This is a genomic window from Rothia sp. HMSC068E02, assembly GCF_001813565.1.
Classification (GTDB): domain Bacteria; phylum Actinomycetota; class Actinomycetes; order Actinomycetales; family Micrococcaceae; genus Rothia.
On the sequence record NZ_KV812895.1, the window covers coordinates 91,574 to 104,036 of the forward strand.

The following is a 12,463-nucleotide window of genomic DNA, read 5'->3' on the forward strand; positions in this document are numbered from 1 at the left end:
AGCGCCCAGCCAAGGAGAAACAATGTACTGCCCCTATTGCAAGCACACCGACTCGCGCGTGGTGGATTCCCGCACCACCGATGACGGCGCCGCAATTCGCCGCCGCCGCCAGTGCACCTCCTGCGCTCGCCGCTTCACGACCGTTGAAACCACCACCATTTCGGTGATTAAGCGTTCCGGCGTGACCGAGCCCTTCGACCGTTCGAAGATTGCCGCGGGCGTGCGTAAGGCATGCCAGGGCCGCCCCGTGGGTGAGGACGATTTGGCGAAGCTCGCCCAGGAGGTTGAGGAGCTGATTCGTGCCCGCGGTTTGGCAGAGATTAACGCGCACGAGGTGGGTCTGACCATCCTGGAGCCGCTGTCGAAGCTGGACGCGGTCGCCTACCTGCGTTTTGCGAGCGTGTACCAGGCATTTGAGAACCTTGAAGACTTTGAGGAGGCGATTGCGCGTCTGCGTGAGGACCGCATCGCCCAGTAACTAGCTAGCACAGTAACTGACTAGCACAGCCACTAGCTAACCCAGTAGCTAATGAGCTCGGCCGCCGCTACATGAGCGGCGGCATACAGAAGGGACCGCCTTCCGAATGATTCGGAAGGCGGTCCCTTCGTACGTATGTGAAGCGCTATCCGAGGCGGATAGCAGGAAGCAAACCCTTACGCTTCGCCGCGGCGCTTGCGTTCCTGCAGCATGCCGCCAGCCCACAGTGCCGCACCCACAATACCCGCGTTGTTACGCAGGGCAGCCATGACCATGGGGGTACGAATCTGGTCCTCAAAGTAGGGCATGAACTTCTCCGGGTTCTTGGAGATGCCGCCGCCGATGATGAACAGGTCGGGGGAGAAGAGCATCTGAACGTGCTCGAAGTAGCGGTACAGGCGCTTGCCGTACTTCTTCCAGGACAGCTCGTGCACCTCGCGGGCACGGGCAGAAGCCTGAGACTCGGCGTTGTGGCCGTCGATCTCCAGGTGGCCCAGCTCGGTGTTCGGGATCAGCACGCCGTCGTTGATGAGGGCGGAGCCAATGCCGGTGCCCAGGGTGATGACAGCGATCAGGCCGTCACGGTTACGGCCCTGGCCGTAGGTTGCCTCAGCCAGACCGGCTGCGTCAGCGTCGTTGAGGCCGTAGACGGTGCGGCCGCCCAGAGCCTCGCTCATGACCTGTTCCAGGTCGGTGTTGATCCAGGAGTCGTCCACGTTCGCTGCGGAGAAGACCATGCCGTTCTTCACCACTGCGGGGAAGTCGATGCCGACAGCGGACTCGGGGTCCGGTGCCAGGTCGCGGCCCTGCAGCTCATCCACTACGCGGCGTACAACCTCAGCCACAGCCTCGGGGGTTGCAGGCTTGGGGGTGTCAATGCGGAAACGGTCGGACACGAGGTTACCGGTGCGCAGGTCGACGATACCGCCCTTAATGCCGGTACCTCCAATGTCCACACCAATCTGCAGGTCCTTGGGGGTGGGGGCGGGCAGCTCGTTGATGACGCCGGGTTCTGCGTATTCGCTCATGGTTTTCTCTCTCTTTCGCCCCGCCTACTGCCGTGTAACCTAGGGGAGTGGGCGGGCTTGTCAGTGGGTGAATTGATATAAAAGTGAGGTGCTGGGCTCGTACCTGCACAATACCTGCACAAGTAGGAAACCCAGAGGGCTGCGCTTAGGGCAGGGTCAGGATGTCCGCGCCGTCAGCGGTCACCACGAGGGTGTGCTCGAACTGCGCGGTGCGCTTGCGGTCGCGGGTGACCACAGTCCAGTCGTCGTCCCACAGGTCCCATTCGATGGTGCCGAGGGTCAGCATGGGCTCGATTGTGAAAATCATGCCCTCACGGATCTCAGTGTCGTAGGCGGGTGCCGCATCGTAGTGGGGGATGATGAGGCCCGAGTGGAACTCACGACCCACACCGTGACCGGTGTAGTCGCGAACCACGCCGTAACCGAAACGTGCCGCATACTTCTCAATGACGCGACCAATCACGTTGATCTGGCGGCCCGGCTTCACAGCCTTAATCGCACGGTTCAGGGACTCTTCGGTGCGCTCAACCAGCAGGCGGGACTCTTCGTCCACGTTGCCGATGAGCAGGGTCTTGTTGGTGTCGCCGTGCATGCCGTCCAGGTATGCGGTGACGTCCAGGTTGAGGATGTCGCCGTCCTCCAGCACGGTGGAGTCCGGGATGCCGTGGCAGATGACCTCGTTCAGGGAGGTGCACACGGACTTGGGGTAGCCGCGGTAATCCACGGTGGAGGGGTACGCGCCGTGGTCGCAAATGTATTCGTGGACCAGCACGTCAATCTCGTCGGTGGTGGTGCCGGGCACGCAAATCTTGGATGCTTCAACAATGGCGCCTGCCGCAATCTTGCCGGCTGCGCGAACCCGCTCAACTTCCTCGGGGGTGTACATGTTCGAGTCGTTACCCTCGTTGGCGGTGGGCTTACCCACGTACTCGGGGCGAACAATGTGCGAGGGGACCGGGCGCATGGGGGTGATGCGTCCGGGGGTCAGACAACCCACGGGTGCTCGACCGGGCTCTGCAGGAAGATTGTGCGAAGTATTCGTTTTGGTTGAAGACATAGTTTCATCTTACCGGGCGTGGGCGGGTTGTGTCCCTTGCTCAGGCGCTAAAAAGCGGCGGATACACAAGCCGTACCTTTTTCCCAGATTGTGAATAAAATTTCATGCACGCTAGCGGCAAAACTACGCGGGTGAAAAGCCGGAGTGGAAGGCAGAGGCGGAAGACCGGGGCGGAAGACCGTGGAGGGGAAACGCCGTGAGAAGCTCCACCCGCCTCATTGCCACGAACCTACGCGCGTGAGAAGCTAGAAACACCAACCCCTCACTGTCGAAGGAGAAACCATGAGTGAGAAGAAAAACCACCTGAGCGAAGCCATCGAATCGGCGGTCGAAAAGACCCTGAACTCCGCGACTGAATCCACCAGCCCGCACCCCGAAGAGTACTGGTACAACCTCAAAACCGGCGAGGTTGAACGCGGCCAGCAGAGCGCCGTCACCTCCCTGTGGGGCCCCTTCAAAACCTACGAGGAGGCGGCACACGCCATGGACCGCGCCCGCGAACGCAACGACGCCTGGGAAAAGGACGGCGGCTGGCTCTAAAGAACGAGCACCCTCAGCCTTGCCCAACGCCCTCAGCAACGCTCAAGGCGCACGCCGCCTAACAGACATACAGTCTGAGACGAAAGACCCCCGCACTCGGAGCACCGGATACGGGGGTCTTTCTTCTCAAGCTTTCTTCATAAGCCTTTTCTCAGGCTAAAGCCTACTCAAAAGTGTGCTCAGCCGCCGGGAACTCACCCGAACGAACCTGCTCACGATAAGCACGCGCAGCATCCTCCATGACCTGGCCGACCTGCGCAAACTGCTTCACAAAACGCGGCACGCGACCGGAACGAACACCCATCATGTCCTGCCACACCAGCACCTGACCGGTCGTCACATTCGATGCACCAATACCAATAGTCGGCACAGCGCCCACAGCCTCATCCACCAGCTGCGCAGTCTGAGCGGTCACCATCTCCATGAGCACGCAGAAAGCGCCAGCCTCAGCCAGCGCTACCGCATCCTCACGAACACGCTCAGACGCATCACCGCGGCCCTGCACACGGAAACCGCCCAGGGCATGCTCCGACTGCGGGGTGAAACCAACATGCGCCACCACCGGAATACCGGTACGCACCAGGGCACGAACCCACTCAGCCATCGAGGCATCCGCCTCAATTTTGACCGCGTGCGCGCCGCCCTCCTTCATCAGGCGAACAGCGCTCGCCACCGCCTGCTGTGGGGATTGTTCATAGGAACCAAACGGCAGATCAGCGACCACCATGGCGCGGGATGCACCGCGGGAAACCGCCGCAACCAGCGGAATCATCTCATCCAGGGTAATGGTCAGGGTGGACTCGTAGCCGAGCACCACATTCGCCGCTGAATCACCCACCAGCAGCATGTCGACGCCGGCGCGATCAAAAATCTGCGCCGTCAGAGCGTCATAACAGGTCAGCATGGAGAACTTCTGACCGGTCGCCTTAGCCTGAGCCAGGTGAACGGTACGCACCTTCTTGACGGTGTCCAGGTCAAAAGGCTTCGATGCAGAAGCAGTCGCGGGAGCAGCCGCGGAGGTAGCGGCAGGCTGTGCCGCGTAGGGCGAAGAGATCTCGGAAGAACGCTCAGTAGTCATGCTGACTATTCTAACCCTGCACGGCTCCAACCTGGCGTACCGCTCGCCCCGAACCTAGTTCCAGATGAGGTTAATGTAGTAGGTCGGGAACGACGCAGCGGCGTTCTTATTCATCAGCTCCGGAACAGCGGAAGAAGCATCACTAAACTCACGCGGCAAATCGCGCTGAATGAGCGCCTGCTGCACCAGAGCATCCCAGTACAGCTGCATGATCGAATAGGTGCAGACTTCCTTCACGACGTCCTCCGCGTAGGACTCCCACGCCGGGAGCGCCGCATCGTTATCGAAGAAGCCCTCATAGCCCTGGGACAGGCCCGTATCGCAGGCATTCACCGCGTTCTTCGCGTACTGCAGCCAGTAGCTGCGGCTCAACTCATCGGTGGTGTTGAATGTAAACGCCTCATAGTCTGCCTTCAGCAGGGCGTAAGACGCCTGAATAGAACCGGCAAGCGGGGCGTGCGAAGAGAAGACAATAACGTCCAGAAGAGCAGCAATGTACTCCATCTGCACCTTCTCGTACGCAATGCCGGAAGGCTGAACCGGACCAGAATGCATCTGCACCAGCGCCTCCACCGCGTTGATGAAACGCTCAACGTCGGCGGTCGCCTTCACCATCAGATTCAGCAGACGCTGAACACACTGATAATCCTCAGAGATCTGCGAGAACACTCCAAAGGACAGGATGCCACGCTCAGAAGCGGCCGCCGCCAGAATCTGGCTCGTCAACCGCTGGCTCTCCGCCTCCGCCTTCGCCACGCTCAGCAGTAGGGCACCGCAATACGCCAGGGCGCGGCCATCCACCAGCTGAGGCTGCTGCCGATGCAACGGCAGAAGACGCTCATGAATCTGACGGAAAATCGCGCTCTGCGCCAGAGCCTTCTTGCCCAGCTCCTCAGTCTTCAACAGCACGGTATCCGCCGAGAAATCACGGGGCACGAAACGGCGCGCATTCGGCGCAGTAAATGGTGAATAGGGGCGACCCATCAGCGGCTGCAACAGCGACATCGTGGTAAACAGCGAAAAACGAGCCGACACCGGGTACAGCGAATCAGGGTAGTTCGGCGCATCCACCGCGTTCACACGCTCGGTGCACAGCGTCAGCCACGTCTGCTCCACCGCCCGATCAGATCTAACGCCAAGACCCATACCCAGGATGCCCTCGCCGAACGCCTCCGAAGGGAGCTTGCCGGGGTTCATCTGACGCACCTGCATCTGCGCCAACGCCAGCTCCACCGTATAGTTCGCGCGGCGCTTCTTGCCCGCCTCATCAAGGTGCTGGAACGGACGCATACCCGCGATCTTCTGAGCGCGCGCCTGCGTGTGCAGCTCCTTGCTCATCGCGAACTGCTGCGGGTTACGCTGCATCATCTTCGACACATCGTACGCGCTCTTACGGTTCAGCTTCTCACGGCGCTGAGCACCCTCAGCCGACAGCGCATCATACTTGCCGCGGCTTGCGTGAACATACCAGGAACGAATTACCTGAAGCGGCAAGAAGAAGAAAGTGTACTTCCACGACCAGCTAAAAATAATGACCGGAATAGCCGCGCTCGACCCCAAACGACCCGTATAACCGAGCCAAAGAAGCTCTACAAACGCACCCACCACCGCAAAGAGCGCCACGGTGCGAGTCCTAAACGCCACACGGGAGGGGCGGTCCAGCAGATAGGTTGTGCCGCCAGACTTGTTGTTCCTCATGACCAGCGGGCCAAATGCCGCAATCGCCATAATGCACGCCAGGTAAACAACGCAGAAAACAACCGGTGCCGCAATGAGTAGCAGCCACTCTAAACCGGTGGGGTCAGCCGCCACGATGCTGGTCGCCAACGGAAGCTGCGCCAATGGAAACTGCTCCGACGGAAACTGCACAGTCGAGGGAAGAATGGAATGTAGCATACTCCCATTATCGCAAGGCGACCCCGCTCCCCGCCCCGAGAACCGTCATATGCTAGGTATCTGAACCTGCTTGGCATCTGAGTAAAACCCACACCGCAGAAAAAGTGGGGGAGCGCCCCTCCTCGCATCGCCCAGAATCTGATCTACCGAGGCGCACGAGCGAGACACGAGCGAGAATTTACACAAACGAAACCTTCCACCCGCGCGACGCACAGCAGAACCCGATAGGCTAGATAACAACAGGACACACGCCGGGGCAAGGAGGCGCCAGCACCGCTGGTACACAACCCGCCGCAACCCCCTTGGAACCCCAAGGGACATGCAGGGCCTTCCGCAACAGGGTCTTCTTCACCTCGGCAGCAAATTTAGCGCGCCTCCGCCACCCGCAGACGGGTACCACGCGGATGCGCGCCCGCACCGAGAGGGCAACTCATGGACCGCCAACAGGAATTTGTACTGCGCACCATCGAAGAGCGCGACATCCGCTTCATCCGCCTCTGGTTCACCGACGTGGTCGGCACCCTCAAATCCGTTGCGCTCGCACCGGCTGAAGTAGAAAGCGCCTTCGATGAGGGCCTGGGCTTTGACGGCTCCTCGATTGAGGGTTTCTCCCGCATCTACGAATCTGACATGCTGCTGCAGCCGGACCCCTCCACCTTCCAGATCCTGCCCTGGCGCGGCGAGGAAGACTACACCTCCCGCATGTTCTGTGACGTGCTCACCCCCGACGGTGAGATTAGCGCCTCCGACACCCGCGGCGTGCTCAAGCGCGTGCTCAACAAGGCAGCGGAGATGGGCTTCACCTGCTACACCTCGCCCGAAATTGAGTTCTACCTGCTCGAATCCTCCAAGCTCGGCGCCGACGGATTCCCCGTGCCCGTGGATCACGAATCCTACTTCGACCACACCCCCGGCGGCATCGTGCAGGACTTCCGCCGCAAGGCAGTGACCATGCTCGAAGAAGTCGGCATCTCCGTCGAATTCAGCCACCACGAAACCGGCCCCGGACAGAACGAAATCGACCTGCGCCACGCCGACGCCCTGCAGACCGCCGATAACGTCATGACCTTCCGCACCGTCATCAAGGAAGTCGCCTACTCGCTCGGCATGTACGCAACCTTCATGCCCAAGCCCTTCACCAAGTACGCCGGCAGCGGCATGCACACCCACTTCTCCCTCTTCGAAGGCGACACCAACGCATTCTTCGAAGCCGGCGCCGAATACCAGCTGTCCAAGACCGCGCGGCACTTCATCGCCGGTGTGCTCAAGCACGCCCCCGAATTCACCGCGGTCACCAACCAGTTCATCAACTCCTACAAGCGACTCTGGGGCGGCGGCGAGGCACCCTCCTACGTCTCCTGGGGCCACAACAACCGCTCCGCCCTCGTGCGTGTGCCTCTGTACAAGCCGAACAAGATGCAGTCCGCCCGCATCGAGTACCGTGGCCTGGACTCGGCGTCGAACCCGTACCTCGCCTACGCGGTGATTCTTGCAGCAGGCCTGAAGGGCATCGAAAACGAGTACCCGCTCATGCCCGCCGTGACCGAAGACCTCGCCGCCATGACCAACGCCGAACGCCGCGCCATGGGCTACAACCCGCTGCCCGCGTCCCTGCGTGAAGCCATCAATATCACCGAAGAATCCGAGTTCATGGCGGAGGTTCTGGGCGAGCAGGTCTTCGAGCAGTTCCTGCGCAATAAGCGCGCCGACTGGGACCAGTACCAGGCTCAGGTGACCCCCTACGAGCTCAAGCACAACCTCGGAATCCTCTAACGGCTGGATCCTCTCACCTCCTCACAGGATGAGTGAGCGCTGACAGCCTCAGGGCGGTACCCGCTACCGGTAACACGCCGGCGGGTACCGCCCACAGGTGTATCAGCATCGCTTTTTATCCCGCCGAAATTTATACTCTCTACCCACAGTTCTCACGCTATGACTGACAGCTCTCACTACCCGGTCACCGGGCTCATCCGCATTGTTGACCCCGCCAAAGAACCCAAGCCGCTGACCGACATCGCCCCCGATGCGCTCGACGACGAACAGCGCGCCGAAGCCGAACGCAAAGCACAGCTGCGCCTGCACACCCGCATGATTGCCACCGGCTTCCACGACCCGTCCAAGGCAGAACGCTGGCTCAACGCACCCGAACTGAAGCACGTCTCGCAGGATGCGCTCTTTGCCGGGCTGCGCCTCGCACCCTCACCGGATATTGCCCTGCCCGCCCTCGTGCGCCTCATCGAGAAGCACCCGGCGGTCGCCGAACGCGCCAACCGCGGCGAAGAAGAATTCGGCATGTACCGCCTGCTCGGCGCATCCCAGGCGATTGGCGATTTTCTCTACCGCCGCCCCGAACACATTGACCCGCTCTTCGACACGCAGGTGTACCCGGCTGAGAGCGCGCTGATTCGCTCCCAGCACCCGGCGTCGATTCTGCCGGAAACCGACGGGGAATTCCTGACCCCCATCGCACCGCTGGACACCCCCTACCGCCGCGATATCCTCACCGCCCTCGGCGCCGACCCCCACGCAGAGCGTCCGCGCGCTGCCGCCGAACAGACCGGTAAAGACGGCTACGTGACCCTGCGCGTCGCCTACCGCGCCGCCCTGGCGCGCATCGCCCTGATCGACGTGTGCTGTGAAGACCCGGTCGAAATGATGCCCACCATCGGTCGTCACCTCGCCGATTTGGCTGCCGCCGCGCTGGAGGGTGCGCTCGCCATTGCCCGCACCGAAGTGATGGAGGGGCTGGGCCCCGGCCTGGCGGCTCCTCGCCGAGGCGAAGCCGTAGACGCCCTGGACTTGGCAATTATCGGCATGGGCAAGTGCGGTGCCCGCGAGCTGAACTACATCTCTGATGTTGACGTGGTGTACGTGGTTGCGCCCGTGGAACCCGCCGCCGCTGGCGCCGCGCCTCATGCCGGGGCAGAGAGGGAGAGCGCCCCGCTCAAGCTCACCGAGAACGAATGTTCCACCATCGGCACGGAGCTCGTGCACGCCCTCACCCGCGCCATCATGGGCCCCGCACCCGAACCCGCCCTCTGGGAGGTCGACGCGAACCTACGCCCCGAAGGTAAGGACGGCCCGCTCGTTCGCACCGTCGAATCCTACGTTCAGTACTACAAGCGCTGGGCGGAAAACTGGGAGTTCCAGGCGCTGCTCAAGGCGCGCCCCATCGCCGGTTCGGCGCAGCTGGGCGCCCGCTACGCCCGCGCCATTGACCCCTTCGTGTGGGAGTCCGCCGCCCGTGAATCCTTTGTGGAATCCGTGCAGGCGATGCGCGCCCGCGTGACCGACAATATTCCCTCGAACCAGGTGGACCGTCAGATTAAGCTGGGCCCGGGTGGCCTACGCGATATTGAGTTCACCGTGCAGCTGCTGCAGCTCGTGCACGGTCGAACCGACCCCGCAGTGCGCACCAAATCCACCGTGGACTCCCTCGCGGCGCTGACCGCCGTCAGCTACATTAGCCGCACCGACGCCGAAGCGTTCAGCCGCGACTACAAGAAGCTGCGCGTGCTCGAGCACCGCATCCAACTGCAGCAGCTGCGCCGCACCCACCTGATGCCCGAGAAGGATGCCGAACAGCGCGCCCTCGCCCGCTCGATTCTCTCCCCGGAACGCAACGGCACGCTCTCCGCCGAGCAGATGCTCAAGGCATGGCAGAAAATTAAACGGAACGTCCGTTCACTGCACGAGCGGATTTTCTTCCGCCCGCTGCTCGCCGCCGTCTCCACGCTCAGCCGCGACGAAGTGGTGCTCAGCGAACAGGCGGCACAGGACCGCCTTGCAGCCCTCGGCTACCGCGACCCGCGCGGCGCCATGCGCCACATCAAGGCACTCACCACGGGACTTTCCCGCAGTGCAGACATTCAGCGGCACCTCATGCCCGTGCTACTGGGCTGGTTCGCCCGCGGTGTGGACGCGGACGCCGGCCTGCTCGGATTCCGTATCGTCTCCGAATCGCTCGGCAGCACCAGCTGGTACCTGCGCATGCTCCGCGACTCACCCGCAGCCGCCGAACGCCTCAGCCAGCTACTCTCCAGCTCGCGCCCCATGACCGACCTGCTCGAGGACGCATCCGCCTCCATCGCCTGGCTGGACAAGGTCGCCGACCTCAAACCGCTGGGGGAAGAAGCGCTCGCTTCCGAGATTTCCTCCCTGCTGGCACGCCACGCGGACGCCGCCGAGGCGATGCGCGCCGTGCGCTACCTGCGCCGCCGCGAAACCCTGCGCACCGCCATGGGCTGGACCCTGGGCATCGTCGACGTTGAGGACACCTGCGCCGGTCTTGCCGCCATCGACGAGTGCACAATCGGTGCGGCGCTACAGATTGCCCTGCGTGAACTCCAGACGGCACCGGAAGGCGCCGAACCCGCCGAAGCTGAGGAGACAGCGGGGGAGAAGCTACTCACCCGCATCGCCGTCATCGGCATGGGCCGCCTCGGCGGCGCCGAGAACGGCTTCGGCTCCGACGCGGACGTCATGTTCGTCCACGAACCCCTCGACGGGGCCGACGAAGACGCCGCACAGGAACAGGCGGCGCGCATCGTCAACCGCACCCTGGCGCTCCTCAAGCAGCCCGTCAAGCCCCCGATTCGTGCTGAACGCCCCCTCGAAGTGGACGCCGACCTGCGCCCCGAGGGCAAGCAGGGCGCCATCGTGCGCTCGCTGGATTCCTATCGCTCCTACTACGAACGCTGGGCGGAAACCTGGGAGTTCCAGGCGCTCACACGCGCTCGCCCCATCGCGGGCGACGAGGCGCTCGGCGAGGCTTTCGTGGAGCTCATCGACCCGTACCGCTACCCGGCAACTTTCACGCCCGAACAGGTGCAGCAGATTCGCCGCATGAAAGCGCGCGTTGAAAACGAACGCATGCCGCACGGCGCCGACCGCACCCGCCAGCTCAAGCTCGGCCGCGGCGGCCTCTCCGACGTGGAATGGCTGGTCCAGCTCGTACAGCTACGCCACGCGCACGCCGTGCCGGGGTTGCGCACCACCTCCACGCTGAAGGCGCTAAACGCCGCGGTTGAGGCGGGGCTGGTCGCCGCCGCGGACGCTGAAGTCCTCAGCGGCGCCTGGCTACTCGCCACGAAGATTCGCGGCGGCAACGTACTGCGCGGCGTGCGCCAATCCGACACCCTACCCTCGGGACGCGCCGACTTGGAAGCAATCGCCCGCTGGTGCGGATACCCCGCCGGCAGCGCACGCGCCCTCGAAGAGGACTACCTGCGCCAAACCCGCAACGCCCGCAAGGTCTACGAACGCCTCTTCTTCGAAGAGCTCTAAAAAGATTCCAGAAAAACATGATCCCGGCGTATTTGCCGGTGCGGATTTCATAGAGGAGGGGCGGGGAACCAGGTTCCCCACCCCTCCTTTTCGTGTCCTTGCGAAAAATTTTGCGGACGTTCTGCAGACATCGTGGAGGACATCGTGTGCCCGCTGCTGCCCTCACGGGAACAGTAACCACCCCAAAACCCTGAAAATGTGACCGGCACCATGAAAATAAATTTTGCTCGCACTCCTCAAAAACGAAGCAAAACACCCCGTTCTACCCCGGAAACATGCGGAACATAGGGTAATTGGCAAAGGATTTGGCAAACACTCAAAAACCCCGTATAGTATTTACCTGTCAGCACGACGGAGCAAAAAACTCCTCGTCATGATTCAAATTGAATACGCTGATATGCGGTTGTAGCTCAGTTGGTAGAGCACCACCTTGCCAAGGTGGATGTCGCGAGTTCAAGTCTCGTCAACCGCTCGTAAGGACTCCAAGAGTTCGAACGCGTTCCCTCGTGGAGCGTATGCGGTGAGGTGGTCGAGTGGTTAGGCAGCGGCCTGCAAAGCCGTGTACGCGGGTTCGAATCCCGTCCTCACCTCGCAACAAAACAACTGTTTTGTGAGCGCGATTGGCGCAGCGGTAGCGCGCTTCCCTGACACGGAAGAGGTCACTGGTTCGATCCCAGTATCGCGCACAGATAAAGCCCTTAGCTTTCGAGCTAAGGGCTTTTGTGTTTAACTTTTTGGTTTTTTGGGTTTGCGGAGGGATAGAGCCCTCCTTGTTCCTGTGCATGTTCTGGAGGCGGTGCTGCGTATATTTCCTCCGCGCCGTCGCAGGGGACCCGCCCTCGCTTCGCTTCGGGCACCCTGAGGGCGCTTCCGGAAAATACGCTCGCCCCGCTCCGTGTCCCCGATGTCACGACGGAGGGCACCATCCCTCCGCCCCGTAGGTAAAACACTCGAGCCCGGTTCAGTAAGGGCAGGGCTTGTGTGCGCGATACCGGTATAACGAACTTATGGGGGAGGGGCTGTCGCCTTCTCAGCCTTTTGCTGGCTCCGCCAAGCCTGTTTTGTGACGCTCGCCCCGCTCCGTGTCCCCGATGTCACGA

At 62.1% G+C, this 12,463-nt stretch carries 8 protein-coding genes and 3 tRNA genes; 7 read left to right on the forward strand and 4 right to left on the reverse strand.

Annotated features, from left to right (window positions below; all coding sequences use genetic code 11):
* Positions 1 to 22: 22 nt before the first annotated feature.
* Positions 23 to 478: a transcriptional regulator NrdR gene (nrdR, locus tag HMPREF2919_RS08760; protein WP_005506525.1), complete on the forward strand. Its 456-nt coding sequence runs from the start codon at positions 23 to 25 to the stop codon at positions 476 to 478.
* Between the two features lie 176 nt (positions 479 to 654).
* Here the strand turns inward: nrdR and ppgK are convergent, their stop codons facing one another.
* Both ppgK and map read right to left on the reverse strand, forming a co-directional pair.
* Positions 655 to 1,506 (reverse strand): polyphosphate--glucose phosphotransferase, encoded by an 852-nt coding sequence (gene ppgK / locus HMPREF2919_RS08765; RefSeq protein WP_049340710.1) that lies wholly within the window; start codon positions 1,504 to 1,506, stop codon positions 655 to 657.
* A 145-nt stretch (positions 1,507 to 1,651) separates the two neighbouring features.
* Entirely contained in the window at positions 1,652 to 2,563 is a 912-nt protein-coding gene (map, locus tag HMPREF2919_RS08770; protein ID WP_012903792.1) for a type I methionyl aminopeptidase, read from the reverse strand.
* 282 nt (positions 2,564 to 2,845) lie between these two features.
* Between map and HMPREF2919_RS08775 the strand changes: the two genes are divergently transcribed.
* Positions 2,846 to 3,103, forward strand: coding sequence for a hypothetical protein (locus HMPREF2919_RS08775; RefSeq protein WP_080975560.1), 258 nt, complete (start codon positions 2,846 to 2,848; stop codon positions 3,101 to 3,103).
* A 163-nt stretch (positions 3,104 to 3,266) separates the two neighbouring features.
* Here the strand turns inward: HMPREF2919_RS08775 and panB are convergent, their stop codons facing one another.
* Together panB and HMPREF2919_RS08785 are read right to left on the reverse strand one after the other, a co-directional pair.
* Positions 3,267 to 4,181: a 3-methyl-2-oxobutanoate hydroxymethyltransferase gene (gene panB / locus HMPREF2919_RS08780; protein ID WP_070616569.1), complete on the reverse strand. Its 915-nt coding sequence runs from the start codon at positions 4,179 to 4,181 to the stop codon at positions 3,267 to 3,269.
* A 54-nt stretch (positions 4,182 to 4,235) separates the two neighbouring features.
* Complete coding sequence (locus HMPREF2919_RS08785; RefSeq protein ID WP_070667259.1) at positions 4,236 to 6,077, reverse strand: geranylgeranyl pyrophosphate synthase; 1,842 nt, start codon at positions 6,075 to 6,077, stop codon at positions 4,236 to 4,238.
* 432 nt (positions 6,078 to 6,509) lie between these two features.
* Here HMPREF2919_RS08785 and glnA point away from each other — a divergent pair, with 432 nt between their 5' ends.
* The 5 genes from glnA to HMPREF2919_RS08810 all read left to right on the forward strand — a co-directional run bounded on the left by glnA (position 6,510) and on the right by HMPREF2919_RS08810 (position 12,049).
* Positions 6,510 to 7,850 carry a type I glutamate--ammonia ligase gene (glnA, locus tag HMPREF2919_RS08790; protein WP_049362897.1) on the forward strand — a complete coding sequence of 447 codons (1,341 nt, stop codon included), beginning with the start codon at positions 6,510 to 6,512 and terminating at the stop codon, positions 7,848 to 7,850.
* Positions 7,851 to 8,009: 159 nt separating this feature from the next.
* Positions 8,010 to 11,363 carry a bifunctional [glutamine synthetase] adenylyltransferase/[glutamine synthetase]-adenylyl-L-tyrosine phosphorylase gene (locus HMPREF2919_RS08795; protein WP_210398971.1) on the forward strand — a complete coding sequence of 1,118 codons (3,354 nt, stop codon included), beginning with the start codon at positions 8,010 to 8,012 and terminating at the stop codon, positions 11,361 to 11,363.
* Positions 11,364 to 11,762: 399 nt separating this feature from the next.
* Positions 11,763 to 11,835 (forward strand) — tRNA-Gly (locus HMPREF2919_RS08800).
* A gap of 47 nt (positions 11,836 to 11,882) precedes the next feature.
* Positions 11,883 to 11,953, forward strand: a tRNA-Cys gene (locus HMPREF2919_RS08805).
* Positions 11,954 to 11,977: 24 nt separating this feature from the next.
* A tRNA-Val gene (locus HMPREF2919_RS08810) sits at positions 11,978 to 12,049 on the forward strand.
* Positions 12,050 to 12,463: the final 414 nt, after the last annotated feature.

Coding starts and splice junctions, on each gene's coding strand:
- nrdR (WP_005506525.1), top strand. CDS start 23: ATGTACTGCCCCTATTGCAAGCACACCGACTCGCGCGTGGTGGATTCC.
- ppgK (WP_049340710.1), bottom strand. CDS start 1,506: ATGAGCGAATACGCAGAACCCGGCGTCATCAACGAGCTGCCCGCCCCC.
- map (WP_012903792.1), bottom strand. CDS start 2,563: ATGTCTTCAACCAAAACGAATACTTCGCACAATCTTCCTGCAGAGCCC.
- HMPREF2919_RS08775 (WP_080975560.1), top strand. CDS start 2,846: ATGAGTGAGAAGAAAAACCACCTGAGCGAAGCCATCGAATCGGCGGTC.
- panB (WP_070616569.1), bottom strand. CDS start 4,181: ATGACTACTGAGCGTTCTTCCGAGATCTCTTCGCCCTACGCGGCACAG.
- HMPREF2919_RS08785 (WP_070667259.1), bottom strand. CDS start 6,077: ATGCTACATTCCATTCTTCCCTCGACTGTGCAGTTTCCGTCGGAGCAG.
- glnA (WP_049362897.1), top strand. CDS start 6,510: ATGGACCGCCAACAGGAATTTGTACTGCGCACCATCGAAGAGCGCGAC.
- HMPREF2919_RS08795 (WP_210398971.1), top strand. CDS start 8,010: ATGACTGACAGCTCTCACTACCCGGTCACCGGGCTCATCCGCATTGTT.